This window comes from Janthinobacterium sp. SUN118 (assembly GCF_030397695.1).
In the GTDB taxonomy this organism is placed as follows: Bacteria; Pseudomonadota; Gammaproteobacteria; order Burkholderiales; family Burkholderiaceae_D; genus Janthinobacterium.
Window position 1 is genome coordinate 135046 of record NZ_JAPUBV010000007.1, and the last position, 16912, is coordinate 151957.

Consider the following 16912-nt stretch of genomic DNA (forward strand, 5'->3'; position numbering starts at 1 on the left):
AAACATTATGTCTTCTCAGCAAGGAAAAATGCATATCAACCGTGTCGGATTTGGCAAGAAATAGCCGATACTGAAGAATGTTCAATTTATTTGTTAAATCGCAGTTTTATATTTCAAAATATCACTGTTTTAAAAAATGAATAATGGCGTTTTTTTACAACATTAAATTAATGTATTGGCAATTCGATGTTTCGCCAACAATAATTCGATGAAAACTGTTGCATTACGGAATTTATGCAAAGTAAAAAAATGTAAAAAAAGCCCGCTGAAAGCGGGCTTGTCGAGGTGCTGCAGAGTGGAAGTCAGGCGGCTTGCTTGCCTGCCTTTCTGCGGCGCGCCATGAAGCCGACCAGGCCGAGGCCGGCCAGCAGCATGGCGTATGTTTCCGGTTCAGGCACTGCGGCCACCGGTGAAGCGAAAGTACCGGTAAAGGTAGAGTAATTGCCATACTGGTTGCTGGCAGATTGTGCGGTCGCGGCGCCATAGCCGAAATAGGTGCTGATACCGACGGTATTGGCACCGACGGCAACATTGCTCAAGGTAATGCTGAAGTTGGCGGTCGAGCCTGGCGTGTACACGGATTGCGTGTATTGGCCCCACCAGGTATAGGCGGCATAGCCCGAGGGCGCCACGAGGTTTTGCGAGCCGTCGCCGCCCAGGTCGAGCTGGGCGCTGGTGCCTTGCGACCAGAAGCCGGGCGCGCCATTCAATGGCGCGGGGGCGGTGGAGCTGACCAGCGTGGCGGAAACGGGCACGAAAATCGTGAAGCCGTCCAGGCCCGTCTGGCCGCCGATGCCCTGGTTATTGTTCAAGACGCTGTAATCGAAGGTCCACGTGTTCGCGCCTGCGGCCGTGGCCGATGCCGTCACCGTGTATTCATTCGTCAGGTTCGTCGTCGCGTGGGCGGCGCCGCTCAGCGCAAACGCGGCGGCCATGGCGCCCAGTTGGAACAGTTGTGCAGCCGATTTGCGCTTGGTCATGATGGGTTTCCCAGAAAGGGTTAGTCGATGACCTGAATATAGCATTGAACCCCAGGAAAAAATTGCAATTATGAACAAATATATTGTTTTTTTACTTTCTTTATTTCCGTATGGGAATTAATGGACGGATTCTTTATTTTTCTGGAAATGTTGCAGCAGATTTTTGTTGTAGCGCTGCGACGTTGTCGCAGCGCAATGGCATTACAGCGGCTGGAACACGCCGGCGGCGCGGTTCTTCTGCACATTGTCCCAGGCGAAGATCTGGCCATTCATGGCCACATACACGCCGGCTGGCAAGGTTTGCGCCACGCCGCAGGCAAAGCCCAGGTTGAACAAGGCGTCGGAATTGTCGATCTCGTACGGAATCATGGCACCCGTCAGGATCACCGTCTGCTGCAGATTCGCCGCGCCCAGCACCTGCGCCGTTTCGCGCATGGTATCGGTGCCGTGGATGATGACGATGGCTTTTTCCTGTGCCGCGCGGCATGAGGCCAGCACGCGCTGGCGATCCGCATCCTGCATGTCGAGCGAGTCGAGCAGCGGCAATTGTTCCAGTGCCACGGGCGCGGTCATGCGCGCGCGGGCGATCGCTGCCGGCAAATGACTGTCGGAAAAGCCCAGGGTGCCGTTCAATTCGTTGTAGTGTTTGTCGAAAGTGCCGCCGGTGGCGAGTATGCGCAAAGTCATGATGTGGTCACGATGTCAGTGGAGAATGACGCGCATGATATCGTGGATTGCCACGATTGCGTCAATGACCGGTTCGATGCGGGTAGCGCTGATGGCGATCGCCTTGCGCCGCGTCTGGAAAATTCGGCCATCTGTGAGTACACTTGTTTCTTTGTTCGCCCAAGGGCCCGACTCCCGTATGAAAGCGCTCGCACCCGGCACCGTCATTTTTCACCGCCACCGCGGTTATGGCGTGATCACGTCCGTCAATCTGCTGACGGGCTGGATCGCCGCGCGGTTTGGCAGCGAAGCGCGCACCCTGGACCTGAACCTGTCGACCGACGACGTGCAGTTCGCCGATGGCGAACCGATCCTGTTTCGCCGCGCGCCGCCCGACCGCATGCCGCACGCGCGCCTGATGGCCATGGTGCGCGAACTGCACCAGGCCGGTTATCAAAAACTGTACCTGTATTCCTGGCCGAAACCGTCGGGCCTGCATTGGCGCTGGCATTTGTTTACGGGGCCGCGCGACTGGATGCAGCGGCCATGGCGCGAAGGCTGGTATGGCTCGGGCGCCGACTACAACGTCAATCCCGTGATGGGCTGGGGCGATTCGCCCGGCGCCTCCACGGGCGAACTGATCGACGCGCTGGCGCGCTTCGACCCGCAAGGGCTGGCGCAGGCGCTGGGCCGCGACGACGACCACAGCGAGTGGTTTGCCCGCGTCTGCGACGCCTTGCTGCCGGACTATATGTATAGCCTGGACATGCAGCGCGCCGATGGCGCACCGCTGCAGGACATGCCGCCCGTGCCGGTGGTTGCCGTGCGCGCCGGCGTGGCGCCGTATGCGGGGCCGGCGATCGCCTGGCCACCCGGCTGGGCAGGCTTGTGGCGCGGCCGCCATGTGCTGCCCGCGCCCGCCATCAGCCTGACGGGCACGCCGGACCTGCTGAAGGGCTTTCAGCGCTCCTGAGGGGCTTGCCGCGCATGCGTCAGCGCCGCGGGATTGAGCAGGCGCGTACATTGACCCTGCGCAAAATCGACGATGTTTTGCAAGGCGTAGCGGAAATACAGCTCATAGCTGTCGCGCTCGACATAGCCGAGGTGCGGCGTGGCCAGCACATTCGGCAGCCGCAACAGCGGCGAGCCGGGCGGCAAGGGTTCGTCCGTGAACACGTCCAGCGCGGCCGCGCCCGGGCATCCCCGCGGCAACGCCGCTTCCAGCGCCCCTTCCGCCACCAGTTCGGCGCGGCTCGTGTTGACGAACAGGCTGTTTGGCTTCATGCGCGCCAGGTCCTCTGCCGTCACCAGGCCGCGCGTGGCGTCGGACAGGCGCAAATGCAGGGTCAGCACGTCGGCCTGTTCGAAGAAGGCCTCGCGCGATGGGGCAGCCGTGTCGCCTGCCGCCGCGGCCGCCGCGCGGCTCGCTTCGCTGCCCCAGACGAGGATGGTCATGCCGAAGGCGCGGCCATAGCCGGCGATCAGCTGGCCGATCTTGCCATAGCCCCAGATCGCCATGGTGCGCCCCTTCAGTACCGTGCCCAGGGTGTTGCGCGCCGGTTCCAGCGACGCCGTCTGCCACAGTCCTTCCTGCAAATGCTGTGCGTAGGGCACGATCTTGCGCTGCGCCGCCATGATCAGGGCCCACGTCAGCTCGGCCGGCGCCGTGGGCGAGCCGATGCCTTCCGCGATGGCGATGCCCAGTTCCGTGGCGGCCGGCACGTCGATGTGTCCGCTGACCTTGCCCGTCTGTGAAATCAGTTTCAGGTTCGGCAGTTTCGACAGCAATGCCCGGTTGAAACTGCTGCGTTCGCGGATCAGCACCAGCGCATCGAACGGCGCCAGACGGATGGCCAGCTGGCCCAGGCCCCGCGCCGTATTGCTGAACACTTTGACCTCGTGTCCATCGAGCAATTTGAAACAATCGAGGCTGCGCACGGCATCCTGATAATCATCGAGTATGGCAATTTTCATGGTGGATGGCCGATTTTAGTGAAGATTTGGTAGGGAAATAACAGGATACGGGAAATGCTGAATAGCCTACTACATTAGTCAAGCTATTCTCCTACATTTTTGCGAGAATAGCTGTTTTGCGGGTGTACAATCGCCGGCACTTTTGACGCTTCCTGATGAACGAAGTGCAAATGGAGCGCACAATGTTCCAGCAAGTCTGGAGCATGCTCCAGATAAATGCCGCCGGCGCGAACGCCGCGCTGACACGACACCAGAGCCCTGCCGGCGTGACCTTGCCGCCCGCAGTGAGCCGCAGCCACCTCTCAACGATGCTGCCTGTCTTGCCGGAACGACCAGAATTTCTTTTATTGGTATTGGAGGTAATATGAATCAGCCCGTCATGGGTGGCGTCGCCGCACTCAACGTCCCAGCTTATATTAAACAACAGAAACTGATCAACTGGGTAGCCGACATTGCCGCGCTGACCAAGCCCGAGCGCATCTACTGGTGCGATGGCTCGCAGGAAGAGTATGAGCGCCTGTGCGCCGAGATGGTTGCCAGCGGCACCATGAAAAAACTCAACGCGGAAAAACGCCCGAATTCCTACCTGGCCTGCTCCGACCCGAGCGACGTGGCCCGCGTCGAAGACCGTACCTATATCTGCTCGGCAACGAAAGAAGCGGCCGGCCCGACGAACAACTGGACCGAGCCTGGCGAGATGCGCCACACCTTGAACGGCCTGTTCGACGGCTGCATGCGCGGCCGCACCATGTACGTCGTGCCTTTCTCGATGGGCCCGCTGGGCTCGCCGATCGCGCACATCGGCGTGGAACTGTCCGACTCGCCTTACGTGGCCGTCAACATGAAGATCATGACCCGCATGGGCCATGCCGTGTATGACGTGCTGGGTACCGATGGCGAGTTCGTGCCCTGCGTGCACAGCGTGGGCGCGCCGCTGGCCGCCGGCCAGGCAGACGTGAAATGGCCGTGCAACAGCACCAAGTACATCGTGCATTTCCCGGAAACGCGCGAAATCTGGTCCTTCGGTTCCGGCTACGGCGGCAACGCCTTGCTGGGCAAGAAGTGCTTCGCCCTGCGCATCGCCTCGAACATGGGCTACCAGGAAGCGCAAGCGTCCGACAGCAATCCGGGCTGGCTGGCAGAACACATGCTGATCCTCGGCGTGGAGTCGCCGGAAGGCAAGAAGCATTACGTGGCGGCTGCCTTCCCGTCGGCCTGCGGCAAGACCAACTTCGCCATGCTGATTCCGCCGGCAAGTTTTAACGGCTGGAAAGTAACCACCATCGGCGACGATATCGCCTGGATCAAGCCGGGCGCCGATGGCCGCCTGTACGCGATCAACCCGGAAGCCGGCTACTTCGGCGTGGCGCCGGGCACCAACGAAAAAACCAATTACAACTGCATGGCGTCCATGCGCGACAACACGATCTTCACCAACGTGGCGCTGACGGACGATGGCGACGTGTGGTGGGAAGGCTTGACCAAGGAAGCACCAAGCCACCTGATCGACTGGCAGGGCAAGGACTGGACGCCGGCCTCCGGCACCAAGGCCGCGCATCCGAACGCGCGCTTCACTGTTGCTGCTACGCAAAACCCTGTCATCGACGCGGCCTGGGACGACCCGGCCGGCGTGCCGATCTCGGCCTTCATCTTCGGTGGCCGCCGTTCGACCACCGTGCCGCTGGTGACGGAAGCGCGCAACTGGGTCGAAGGCGTCTACATGGCCGCCACCATGGGCTCGGAAACGACGGCCGCTGCCGTCGGCCAGATGGGCGTCGTGCGCCGCGATCCATTTGCCATGTTGCCGTTTATCGGCTATAACATGAGCGATTACTTCCAGCACTGGCTGGACATGGGCGTCAAGGTGGGCAAGGTCAACCCGGCCGCCCTGCCGAAGGTCTATTGCGTCAACTGGTTCCGTACGGACGAGGCGGGCAAGTTCGTCTGGCCTGGCTTCGGCGACAATATGCGGGTGCTGAAGTGGATGCTGGAGCGCATCGAAGGCAAGGCCGGCGGCGTGGAAAACCTGTTCGGCACGACGCCGCAGTATGGCGACTTGAACTGGGATGGCTTGCCCTTCACGCAAGAACAGTTCGACACCATCACTTCGATCGACAAGGCCGCGTGGGTGGAAGAATTGAAATTGCATACGGAGTTGTTTGAAAAACTCGCGTATCATCTGCCGCAAGAATTGGCAGATCACAAGGCGGCGCTGGAAAAGCGGCTGAGTGCATAAGTAAGTTAACGTCAAGCGGCGCCTGACCAGCGCGTCGTGCAGTAGCTTGTCAGGTGTTGAGAGTTGTAGTGGGGGAGAAACACGCCGGCATAGACTGGCGTGCTATAAATGACACGCTGGCAATGACTGGCGTGCTAGCAAAAAGAGAAACGGCGCGGATTGCATGAGCAATCCGCGCCGTTTTTTTTTGTGGCTTGTCGGTTCAGCGAGACATGGCTGGCACGAAATAGCGCAGCTTGGCGTCATCGTTCATTTTCGGGCATTGGCCAGGTTCTGCCGCCGGAAAGGATGGCGGCGGCAGCGTCGTTTCGTGCAGGCGGTCCTCCACTTCCAGCACGCCGGCAAACCGGCACTTACTGCTGCAGCAGCGGCCCCAGGTATTTACCCGTCACGCTGGCCGGGTTCAGCGACACGTCTTCCGGCGTCCCCGTGGCGATGATTTGCCCGCCGCCGGCGCCGCCTTCCGGACCCAGGTCGACGATCCAGTCGGCAGTCTTGATGACGTCCAGGTTGTGTTCGATGATGACGAGGGTGTTGCCCTGGTCGCGCAGGCGGTGGATGACTTTCAACAGCAAGTCGATATCGTGGAAGTGCAAGCCCGTCGTCGGTTCATCGAGGATGTACAGGGTGCGGCCCGTATCGCGCTTGGACAGTTCCAGCGACAGCTTCACGCGCTGCGCCTCGCCGCCCGACAGCGTGGTGGCGCTCTGGCCCAGCTTGATGTAGCCGAGGCCCACGTCGAGCAGGGTTTGCAGCTTGCGCGCGATCAACGGTACGGGCTTGAAGAATTCATGCGCCTCTTCCACCGTCATGCCCAGCACTTCCGTGATGTTCTTGCCCTTGTATTGCACTTCCAGGGTTTCGCGGTTGTAGCGCTTGCCGTGGCAGACATCGCACGGCACGTAGACGTCGGGCAAGAAATGCATCTCGACCTTGATCACGCCATCGCCCTGGCACGCTTCGCAGCGTCCGCCCTTCACGTTGAACGAGAAGCGCCCGGCGCTGTAGCCGCGTTCCTTGGCCGTCGGCACGGTGGAGAACAGGTCGCGGATCGGCGTAAACAAACCCGTGTACGTGGCCGGGTTCGAGCGCGGCGTGCGGCCGATCGGCGCCTGGTCGACGGAGATGACCTTGTCGAAGTGTTCCAGGCCGCTGATCGATTCGTGCGGCGCCGGTTCCGTCTGCGAACCATACAGATGGCGCGACAGGGCCGGGTACAGGGTATCGTTGACGAGCGACGATTTGCCCGAGCCGGACACGCCCGTGACGCACGTCATCAAGCCCACTGGCAAGCTCAGCGACACCTTTTTCAGATTGTTGCCGGTGGCGCCCGTGATCACCAATTGCTTTTCCGGATTGCTGGCGTGGCGCTTGGCCGGCACGGCGATTTTCAGCTTGCCGTTCAGGTACTGCGCCGTCAGCGACTTCTTGTTCTTCAAAATGTCTTGCAAGGTGCCTTCGGCGATGATTTCGCCGCCGTGCACACCCGCGCCGATGCCCATGTCAACGATGTAGTCGGCCGTGCGGATGGCGTCTTCGTCATGCTCGACCACCAGCACGCTGTTGCCGATGTCGCGCAAGTGTTTCAGGGTTTCGATCAGGCGGTCATTATCGCGCTGATGCAAGCCGATCGACGGTTCATCGAGCACATACATGACGCCGGTCAAACCGGAGCCGATTTGCGAGGCCAGGCGGATGCGTTGCGCTTCGCCGCCGGACAGCGTGTCGGCGCTGCGGTCCAGCGACAGGTAGTCGAGGCCCACATTGTTGAGGAATTTCAGGCGCGAAATGATTTCTTTCACCACGCGGTCGGCGATCTCTTTCTTCGCGCCCGTCAATTTCAGCTTTTCAAAGAATTCCAGCGTCTCGCGCAGCGGTTTGGCCGCCACTTCATAAATGGCGCGCTGCTGCTTGCCGGTGCCCACCTTGACGAAGCGCGCTTCCACGCGCAGGCGCGCGCCATCGCATGACGGGCAGCATTTTTCATTGATGAACTTGGCCAGTTCTTCCTTGACGGCCATCGAATCCGTTTCGCGGTAGCGGCGCTGCAGATTGTTGACCACGCCTTCGAACGTGTGTTCCTTGATGACGGTGCGGCCCCGTTCGTTCACATAGCTGAACGGGATCACTTGCTTGCCGGAACCGTACAGCACGGCCTGCTGTGAATTCAAGTCCAGCTGTTCGAACGGCATGTCGAGGTCGAACTCGTAATAGGCGGCCAGGTTCGACAGCATCTGGAAGTAAAACTGGTTGCGGCGGTCCCAGCCCTTGACGGCGCCCGAGGCCAGCGACAGATTCGGGAACGCGACGATGCGTTTCGGGTCAAAGAATTCAATGTGTCCGAGGCCGTCGCATTCGGGGCAGGCGCCCATGGGGTTGTTGAATGAGAACAGACGCGGTTCCAGTTCCTGCAGGGAATAGCCACACACATTGCAGGCGAACTTGTTGGAGTACACATGTTCCTTGGCCGTATCCATTTCGTAGGCGACGGCGCGGCCGTCGGCCAGGCGCAGTGCCGTCTCGAAACTTTCCGCCAGGCGCTGCTTGATGTCCTGGTTCACCTTGACGCGGTCGATGACGACGTCGATCGTGTGTTTTTCCGTTTTCTTTAATTTCGGGAGGTCATCGACTTCATAGATTTTTGCCGCATGCGTGCCGCTTTGCACGCGAAAGCGCACGAAGCCCTGTGCCTGCATCTGCTCGAACAGATCCACGTGTTCGCCCTTGCGGTTGGCGACGACGGGCGCCAGGATCATCAGCTTGGTGTCTTCCGGCATGGCCAGCACGGCGTCGACCATTTGCGACACGGATTGCGCGGCCAGCGCGTTTTCCGGATGGTCGGGGCAGTATGGCGTGCCCACGCGCGCATACAACAGGCGCAGGTAGTCGTGGATTTCCGTCACGGTGCCGACGGTCGAGCGCGGGTTGTGCGAAGTTGCCTTCTGTTCGATGGAGATGGCGGGAGATAGGCCTTCGATCAAGTCGACATCGGGCTTTTCCATCAGTTGCAGGAATTGGCGCGCGTAGGCCGACAGCGATTCGACATAGCGGCGCTGGCCTTCCGCGTACAGCGTGTCGAAGGCCAGCGACGATTTGCCGGAGCCGGACAAGCCGGTAATCACGATCAGCTTGTTGCGCGGCAAATCGAGATTGATATTCTTGAGGTTATGCGTGCGAGCACCGCGAATGCGGATCTGTTCCATGTGATTGCCTTGCTTTCAGTGAGTGGTGCGGCCGGCGCATTGCGGGAGCTGCCAGATGAGGAGCCACAACGGGTCAACCTGTTACTATAGCCGGGTTTTGATCTGCATGCCTGTGGCGGCTGCGGGCGGATTGCGCCGCCAGGCCAGCGTGCCCGGGAAAGATTGATACAGATGCGTGCAGACGTTTAAACACTGTATATAATACCAGTATTCAAGTTTCTTGTTTTCACCTGCCGTGAAAAAAACGTGCCGCCGCAAGCTCGTGGCGGCGCTTATAAAGCGTGTGCTTTGCGCGGGCTAGTCGCTTATAATCCTCGTTTAGCAAAAAATCTAACGCGCGCGAGTTCCGGCTCCCGCCGCAGTTCATCAGGAGTTATTCATGGCATCAGTCAACAAAGTCATCATCGTCGGCAATCTGGGCCGTGACCCGGAAATCCGCTACATGCCTAGCGGCGACGCGATCGCCAACATCGCCGTGGCCACTTCGTACAAATCGAAGGACCGCAACACGGGCGAACAAAAAGAATTGACAGAGTGGCACCGTATTTCGTTCTTCGGCCGCCTGGCGGAAATCGTCGGCCAATACCTGAAAAAAGGTTCGTCCGTCTACGTCGAAGGCCGTCTGCAAACCCGTAAATACACGGACAAGGACGGCGTCGAGAAGTATGCAACCGACATCATCGCGGAACAGATGCAAATGCTGGGCGGTCGTTCCGGCATGGGCGGCGACGCCGGCGGTGGCGATGACAGCTACGGCGGTGGCGGCGGCTACGAAGCCCCGGCCCCGCGCCAGGCGCCAGCCCCGCGTCCAGCTCCGGCACCGGCGCCACGCCCGGCACCGAAGCCAGCACCGAACTTCTCGGACATGGATGACGATATTCCATTCTAAATCCGCCGTTCTGACGCCTTGCGTCAGGCACTGTCGATAAAAAAGCCGGCTTCCTCAGTGAAGCCGGCTTTTTTTTATTCAACGGCGGTAGACAGCAATCCGGGGCGGACTGGCGAATTCCACAGCAAGAAGCGGGTGGCGGCGCTGGCCGGATGCTGGTCTGATGGGGGTGTTGACACCGCCGGAGAACAGCATGGATTTTCGCATCACGGGTTTGTCGCCCGAGCCTTTTCGACCCTTTTTTGCCTTGTCCGATGCCGAATTGATGGCGTTCGGCATGCGGCGCCAGGTGGTTGACCAAAAACCTGGTTTTCCTGACCGCATAGAAATGGTCGAAGCCGAATTGGGCGAAACCGTGTTGTTGCTCAATCATGTGTGCCAGCCCGCCAGGACGCCATACCGGGCTTCCCACGCCATCTATGTGCGCGAGGGGGCTACGCAAGCGTACGATGCCGTCAATCAGGTGCCCGAATCGATGCGGTTGCGGCTGTTGTCGCTGCGCGCCTATGCTGCCGATGGCATGATGCTCGATGCCGAGGTGGTGGATGGCGTGGCCGTGGAAACCGTCATCGCGCAGTTATTCGGCCATCCGGACGTCAGTTATATTCACGTCCATAACGCCAAGCGGGGCTGTTATGCGGGCCGCATCGACCGCGTCGCGCCGTGCGATGAGCGTTGAGCGCGCTGGCCATTCCCTGCTTAATCGCGCAAGCCCATCTCCAGGGTGTAGCTGGCCACCGCATTCCTGCGCGCCGCGTTGCGCATCAAATACACCTGCACCGTGTACTCGCCATCGGCTGGCAGCTTCGCCTGGAAAGTGTTACCGCTGCTCGAACCGACGAACAGGGCTTCGTCCTGGCCGGTCTGGCGGATGTTGAAGTAATTCGAGGGCTGCTTGGTTTTCAGCTTGACGCTGAGGGTCTGGCCGGCCTTGCCCGTCAGCGTGTATTCGGCCGTGGCGTAGCCCTTGATCTTGCCCGTGACGCTATGCGCGGCCTTGTTCGCCGTCAATGCCACACTTTCCTTGTGGACGGGATCGGCGCTCCAGGCGGGTGTGCCAAGGGCGAGCGCTGCCAGCAGCAGGCTGGCGCGGATGGGCAGGTGGCGGTGCAGCATGCGTTTCTCCTTGAACGTGGTGCCAGCGCGCGCTGGCGATGCCGTCCATCTTACGCCAGCTGCCGCCATTTGCCAGTACGGCAGTGCGCGCATGGGATGCGTGTATCGCGCGCGTAATGGCGTGCTGCGGCGCGTTTTTTTCACCTTTCTTGACCTGCGCGCTTTTTCCGGCCGCGCACGTTTCAAGAGGCGGCGGATTGAAAATTTCAGGTAGGCTGAAGCGTCTCTTCGATGCGAAACCGGCCGCAGGCGCCGCTGTGCCGGACCGGTTTTGCAGCTCTTCTTCCCTGTACTGAAAGGAACGCAATATGGGTATTTCCGGAAAAGTCGCGCTGGTCACGGGGGCCGCGCAAGGCATCGGCAAGGCCATCGCCTTGCGCCTGGCCAAGGATGGCGCCGATATCGCGCTCGTCGACCTGAACCAGGAGAAACTGGACCGCGCCGCCGCCGAAGTGCGCGCGCTGGGACGCCGCGCCGTCACCTGCATCGCCGACGTGTCGCAGCTGCACCAGGTGACCGAGGCGGTGGCGTTTGCCGAGAGGGAACTGGGCGGCTTCGACATCATCGTCAACAACGCCGGCATCGCGCAAGTGCAGCCGCTGCTCGACGTGACGCCGGAAGAAGTCGACCGCATCATGCGCATCAATGTGCAGGGCACCCTGTGGGGCATCCAGGCGGCAGCCAAGAGCTTCAAGGCGCGCCAGCAGAAAGGCAAGATCATCAATGCGTGCTCGATCGCCGGGCATGACGGTTTCGCCTTGCTGGGCGTGTATTCGGCCACCAAGTTTGCCGTGCGCGCACTGACGCAGGCGGCGGCCAAGGAACTGGCGGCCGACGGCATCACCGTTAATGCGTATTGCCCCGGCGTCGTCGGCACGGACATGTGGGTCGAGATCGACAAGCGCATGGCCGAGCTGACGGGCGCCGAGCTGGGCGCCACGTACAGGAAATACGTGGACGGCATCGCGCTGGGACGCGCCGAGACGCCCGACGACGTGGCCGGCCTCGTGTCCTTCCTGGCCGGGCCCGATGCCGATTACATGACGGGCCAGGCGCCATTGATCGATGGTGGCCTCGTGTACCGTTGATGGCTTGATCGCGCACAGGCCACGCATGAAAAACAGGCCGCGTCATCGTCGCTGGCGCGGCCTGTTGCGTTGGATCAAGGCTCGCCTGGCCTGGTTCGGGCTTAGTGTATGCTGACTTCCTTGCGGTTGTCGCGCGCGACCCGGTCAATCATCTTGTTGTACGGATCGACGCCCACGTCGAACGGTTTGTCCTTCACCGTGATGGTCAGCACCGGGTCGCTGCCCTGCAAGACGCGCCTGTCCGTGAACAAGACTTTTTCATCCTTTTCCTTGGCGCCGGGCGCGCGCGCGAAGATGGCGATTTCCACCGGCTCGTCGTAGGCGCGCGGGCTTTCCTTGCCCTTGCCATCCGATTCCAGTTTGGCCAGGTGCAATTGCATGGTGACATCCCATTGTCCATCCTTGCGCTGCACGGCCGTCGCCTGCGTCACGCGGTTGTCGTAGAAGACGATCTTCTCGAACAGGTCCGTGATCAGCGCCTGCTTGTCCTGCGGCGCTTCGGCGCGGATGTACGCGAGCAGTTCCGACGCTGTGGTGAACGGCGTCTGCTGGTAGCCCTTGTCTTGCAGATAGCGTTTCAGGGCACGGTTCAAGGCGGCTTCGCCGATCTCGTCGCGCAGGCGGTAGAACACCAGGCTGCCCTTGTTGTAGTGGATGTATTGCTGGCCTTCCACGCGCGCCAGCGGCTGTTCCTCGATGGCTTCGCCGCCGCGTCCGCTCAGGTAGCGGTCCAGTTCATAGCGCAGGAAGCGGCGCATCTTGTCGCGTCCGTATTCCTTTTCCATCACCATCAGGGCCGAGTATTGCGCCAGCGATTCCATCAGCATGCTGGCGCCCTGCACATTGGCGCCGATGACCTGGTGGCCCCACCACTGGTGCGCCATTTCATGCGCGGTGACGTAAAACACGTAGTCGATGTCGTCCTTGTCGCGCAAGTCGGCGATGAAGCCGATGCCTTCCGAATACGGAATCGTGTTGGCGAATGATTGCGCAAACGTCTGGTAGCCGGGGAACTCGAGGATGCGCACCTGCTTGTGCTGGTAGGGCGTGAACTCGGTGGTGTAGTAGTCGAGCGACTTTTGCACGGACGTGATCATGCGCTCCGTGTTGTAGCCATGTTTCTTATCGAAATAAATTTCGATCGGCATGCCGCGCCAGTCGCCTTTTTTGACTTCCCAGCGCGCCGACAGATACGCAAAGAATGGCATCATCGGCTGGTCCATCTTGTAGCGGTAATAGCGGCGCCCATCCTGTTCCCAACTCTTCTGCAGGTAGCCCGGTGCCAGGGCGATCTGATCGCCGCTGGTGGAGACCGTGGTGTCGAAATGGATCCAGTCCGCTTCGCCGCCGAAGACCGTGTTGCCATAGGCAGATGCGTCTTCCCGCTTGGCCATGCGCTGCGGCTCGCCCAGGCCCCGCTTGCGCCGCTCGTTGCGGTCTATTAACTCCATGTCCTGCACGTAGCCGAAGTGGGGGAAATAAGACTGGTTGTTGAAGAAGCTGCCATTCAGGTTGACCTGGTTAGGCGCGCCGCTGTTGGTAAAGCCCCGGTGCGTGACGGCCACCGTGAAATCCAGCGGCAAGCTGGCGCCCGGCGCCAGTGGCTGGGCCAGCTTGAGGATGCTGAAACCGAGTTCCTTGTCGTCCAGTTCGACCCTGTGCGCGGGCAGATTCAGCCACGCCGTCTGCAGTTCCGGATCGCGCTGGATGCGCAAGGTATCGAGCGCTTGCCCCGTCTTGTTTTGCAGCACGTAGTGACCCTTGATCAAGACCTTGCGTTGCTCGGGATAGATATCCACGTCGGCCTGCACGTCCGTGATCTTCGGCTGCGGCAAGTCCTTGTACTGCTTGTACAATTTTTCGTAGCGCGCCTGCTTGTCCATGGTGCGGTCCGACGTTTCGTATTGGTTCAGCACATTGGTGTTGTAGAAGATCCAGCCACCGGTGCCGGCCCAGCACAGCAGCACCAGGCCCAGCGCGGCGCCCGTACGGCCCCGCAGGCGCTGGCCGGCCAGGCGCAGGCGCGCGCGCCAGCCGGCGGACAGGCCGCGCACCCAGAATGCCTGCGCCAGCATGACGAGGGCCACGGTAAACAGGCTCCAGTACAGCGCGAACCAGGCCCAGCCGGTCAGGAAGTGGCCATAGCCGTTCATGTCCGAGTACTGGATCGCAGGCAAGCTGGCGAAGTTGTACAGCTTGTGTTCGAAGTGCAGCATGCCCAGCACGGCTTGCGCCACCATCAGCAGGATCACCAGCAGGTAGCCGATGAACTTGTTGTTGGCCAGCACTTGCAGGGTGAGCGCGCACAAGCCCATCAGCACGAAGGCGAGGGTGCCCAGCAGGGTGCCTTTCAGGTACAGCCCCAGTTCCACGGGGGCGCCGCCCTTGACGAGCTGGAAGCCGATGACCGCGATGACGCCCACCAGCAGATAGCCGCCGATGACGCCGAGCAAGGCCGTGCATTTGGCCAGCAGCGGCACCCAGTTGGGCACGGGCATGGCGTCGCTGAGGTCGGCGATCCTTGCCTGGCGCTCCTTGAAGATCAGTTCGCCCGCGTAAAACGTGACGATGATGATCAACAGGAAGCTGAAGCTGTTACTGATCTGTTGCAACATCAAATGCGTCATCGGATACACGGCCGTGCCGTACATATTCTTGCCGACATTTGCGCCGGCAATCAGGTTTGCCATGCCGAACAGCAGCATGACGAGGAAGGGCAGGCTCTTGAGGACGCCGGCCGCGTCGAAGCGCAGGATCTGCCACCATTGGCGCCAGGCCGTTGCGGCGGTAAACGCGGGGACGCTGCGCGGCAGCTGCGACGGCGCCGCGGCGAAGGTCGCGTCCGCTGACGCCTTGTACTGACCGAACAGGCGCTTGCCCGTGCCCGCGCGCTGCGGCTTGAAGAGCAGCACGGTGGCGGTGAACAGCACGGCGGCAATACCCAGCCACAACAGGCGGTTGGCCAGCAGGAAGCCGGACAGCGGCGGCAGGCCCGCATTCGCTTCGGCCGCCGTGAAATAGCGCGTCATGCGGCCAAAGGCGCGGATGCCGAACGGGTCGAGCAGCACGGCGATCCACTCATTGTTGATGTCGCGCGTGAAGGCGCCCGCCGTGCCCCACAGCACGAAAAAGCCCAGCACGCCCACATACACGAGCAGCATCGAGCGCGTGGTGGCCGCCAGCAGCATCAGCAGGGCGCCGATGAAGAGCAGGTTCGGAATCACCAGGACGGCGAAGCTCCACGCATACGTGTGCAGCGCAAACGCGCCCACGCGCTGCGGGTCGACCCAGGGCATCAGGGGGCCGAGCATGGTGCCGAAGGCGATGCAGACAAAGATCGCCAGGCAGGCGACAAAGCCGGCGCCGAAGCGGCCGAACAGGTAGTCCCATTTGCGCATGGGCGTGGCGAACAGCATGTCGGCCATGCCGAAGTCGCTGTCGCGCAGCACGGCGCCGGCGATGAAGACGGTGACGAGCAACATCGCCAGCAGGCTGAAGATCGCCAGCAGTTGCGCCACCACGGTGGGCGCATTGCGGTTGATGTTGCCGATGGCGCCGCCGATCTGGATCGAATCGCTGCTGGTGGCGCCAAGGGCCATCAGGGCCAGGATGACGGCAAATACCCACAGCAGCGGCTGTTTCAGCTGGTAGGCCAGGTCAAACTTGAAAAATTCCTTCCACATGGCGGCCCCTTACGCGGCGACTGCGGCCGGCGCGGCGGCGCCATGGCGGGCAGCGTTGTTCACGTGTAAGAAGTACACGTCTTCCAGCGTCGCGGCAAATGGCGTGAAGCCGCTGTCGGGCTGGCTGTCGGCAAACACATTGATCTGCGGCTTGCCGCCCACCAGGCGCGTCGACAGCACATTGTGCGACTGCTGGTATTGCGCCAGTTCATCCGTGGTGACGCTGCGGCGCCAGACCTTGTTGCGCAAGGTGTCGATGGCCGCCTGCGGTTCGCCCTGCACCAGCACTTCGCCCTTGACGATCATGGCCATGCGCGGACACAGGTCGGTCACGTCGGCCACGATGTGCGTCGACAGGATCACCACCACCTGCTCGCCGATCTTCGCCAGCAGGTTCAGGAAGCGGTTGCGCTCTTCCGGGTCCAGGCCGGCCGTCGGTTCATCGACGATCACCAGGCGCGGTGCGCCCAGCAGCGCCTGGGCGATGCCGAAGCGCTGGCGCATGCCGCCCGAATACGTGCTCAGGTTGCGCTTGCGCGCTTCCCACAGATTGGTCTGCTGCAACAGGGCGTGCACGGCGTCCTTGCGCGCGCCCTTTTCCGTCAAGCCTTTCAGGACGGCAAAGTGGTTGAGCAGGGTTTCCGCGCTGACCTTCGGATACACGCCGAAATCCTGCGGCAGGTAGCCGAGCTGGCGGCGCAGTTCTGTCTTGTCCTTGAGCACGTCGAGGCCATCGAAATGGATGCTGCCGCTATCGGGATCTTGCAGCGTGGCGATGGTACGCATCAGCGAGGACTTGCCCGCGCCATTCGGTCCCAGCAAGCCGAACATTCCATTCGGAATGTCCAGGCTGACATTGTTGATGGCCTTGACGCCATTGGCATACGTTTTGTTCAGCTGTTTGATCGATAGCATGTGCAGCACTCTCCTGAGCTTGGGGTGAAAGCCGGCAGATGCATGTCTGCCGGTCTGTGCAAGGGGATCGCCCTTCTCGTCAACCGCGATGGCGGATGTTACTTAAAAACAATAATGTATCGTCAATTGGATAAAAACTAAGATGTTTGCGACAAGAGGCGA

Annotated in this window: 14 protein-coding genes; 7 read left to right on the top strand and 7 right to left on the bottom strand. The window is 61.1% G+C overall.

The window, feature by feature from the left end; all coding sequences use genetic code 11:
* Positions 1-302: 302 nt before the first annotated feature.
* Together O0880_RS27490 and O0880_RS27495 are read right to left on the bottom strand one after the other, a co-directional pair.
* On the bottom strand, positions 303-980 hold the full coding sequence (locus tag O0880_RS27490) for an FxDxF family PEP-CTERM protein (RefSeq protein ID WP_289889606.1): 678 nt from the start codon (positions 978-980) through the stop codon (positions 303-305).
* Positions 981-1181: 201 nt separating this feature from the next.
* Positions 1182-1667, bottom strand: coding sequence for an asparaginase domain-containing protein (locus O0880_RS27495; protein WP_034781194.1), 486 nt, complete (start codon positions 1665-1667; stop codon positions 1182-1184).
* Positions 1668-1845: 178 nt separating this feature from the next.
* Here O0880_RS27495 and O0880_RS27500 point away from each other — a divergent pair, with 178 nt between their 5' ends.
* Positions 1846-2619, top strand: coding sequence for an L-asparaginase (locus O0880_RS27500; RefSeq protein ID WP_071326795.1), 774 nt, complete (start codon positions 1846-1848; stop codon positions 2617-2619).
* Here O0880_RS27500 and O0880_RS27505 read toward each other — a convergent pair.
* Positions 2607-3620 (bottom strand): D-2-hydroxyacid dehydrogenase family protein, encoded by a 1014-nt coding sequence (locus tag O0880_RS27505; protein WP_289889608.1) that lies wholly within the window; start codon positions 3618-3620, stop codon positions 2607-2609. The two genes, O0880_RS27500 and O0880_RS27505, sit on opposite strands and share 13 nt — an antisense overlap.
* Before the next feature lie 155 nt (positions 3621-3775).
* Here O0880_RS27505 and O0880_RS27510 point away from each other — a divergent pair, with 155 nt between their 5' ends.
* Together O0880_RS27510 and O0880_RS27515 are read left to right on the top strand one after the other, a co-directional pair.
* Positions 3776-3988, top strand: a complete 213-nt coding sequence (locus O0880_RS27510) for a hypothetical protein (protein WP_289889609.1) — start codon at positions 3776-3778, stop codon at positions 3986-3988.
* Complete coding sequence (locus tag O0880_RS27515; RefSeq protein WP_289889610.1) at positions 3985-5856, top strand: phosphoenolpyruvate carboxykinase (GTP); 1872 nt, start codon at positions 3985-3987, stop codon at positions 5854-5856. The genes O0880_RS27510 and O0880_RS27515 overlap by 4 nt, the downstream gene beginning before the upstream one ends.
* Before the next feature lie 353 nt (positions 5857-6209).
* On the opposite strand, the gene uvrA is transcribed toward O0880_RS27515, so the two are convergent.
* A complete protein-coding gene (gene uvrA / locus O0880_RS27520) occupies positions 6210-9059 on the bottom strand; it encodes an excinuclease ABC subunit UvrA (RefSeq protein ID WP_071326109.1) in 2850 nt (949 codons plus the stop codon).
* A gap of 379 nt (positions 9060-9438) precedes the next feature.
* Between uvrA and ssb the strand changes: the two genes are divergently transcribed.
* Both ssb and O0880_RS27530 read left to right on the top strand, forming a co-directional pair.
* Positions 9439-9948 carry a single-stranded DNA-binding protein gene (gene ssb, locus O0880_RS27525; RefSeq protein WP_034781209.1) on the top strand — a complete coding sequence of 170 codons (510 nt, stop codon included), beginning with the start codon at positions 9439-9441 and terminating at the stop codon, positions 9946-9948.
* A 193-nt stretch (positions 9949-10141) separates the two neighbouring features.
* Entirely contained in the window at positions 10142-10627 is a 486-nt protein-coding gene (locus tag O0880_RS27530; protein ID WP_289889613.1) for a DUF1203 domain-containing protein, read from the top strand.
* A gap of 20 nt (positions 10628-10647) precedes the next feature.
* Here O0880_RS27530 and O0880_RS27535 read toward each other — a convergent pair whose 3' ends face one another.
* On the bottom strand, positions 10648-11064 hold the full coding sequence (locus O0880_RS27535) for a hypothetical protein (protein WP_289889615.1): 417 nt from the start codon (positions 11062-11064) through the stop codon (positions 10648-10650).
* On the opposite strand from O0880_RS27535, the gene O0880_RS27540 reads away from it, so the two are divergent.
* Together O0880_RS27540 and O0880_RS27545 are read left to right on the top strand one after the other, a co-directional pair.
* Positions 11063-11278 carry a hypothetical protein gene (locus O0880_RS27540; RefSeq protein ID WP_289889616.1) on the top strand — a complete coding sequence of 72 codons (216 nt, stop codon included), beginning with the start codon at positions 11063-11065 and terminating at the stop codon, positions 11276-11278. The two genes, O0880_RS27535 and O0880_RS27540, sit on opposite strands and share 2 nt — an antisense overlap.
* A 94-nt stretch (positions 11279-11372) precedes the next feature.
* The gene (locus tag O0880_RS27545) at positions 11373-12152 is read left to right on the top strand and encodes an acetoin reductase (protein WP_289889617.1); all 780 of its coding nucleotides are present in this window, start codon (positions 11373-11375) and stop codon (positions 12150-12152) included.
* Positions 12153-12253: 101 nt separating this feature from the next.
* On the opposite strand, the gene O0880_RS27550 is transcribed toward O0880_RS27545, so the two are convergent.
* Both O0880_RS27550 and O0880_RS27555 read right to left on the bottom strand, forming a co-directional pair.
* The gene (locus O0880_RS27550) at positions 12254-15835 is read right to left on the bottom strand and encodes a M1 family aminopeptidase (protein WP_289889618.1); all 3582 of its coding nucleotides are present in this window, start codon (positions 15833-15835) and stop codon (positions 12254-12256) included.
* Positions 15836-15844: 9 nt separating this feature from the next.
* Complete coding sequence (locus O0880_RS27555; RefSeq protein WP_289889620.1) at positions 15845-16750, bottom strand: ABC transporter ATP-binding protein; 906 nt, start codon at positions 16748-16750, stop codon at positions 15845-15847.
* Positions 16751-16912 lie beyond the last annotated feature (162 nt).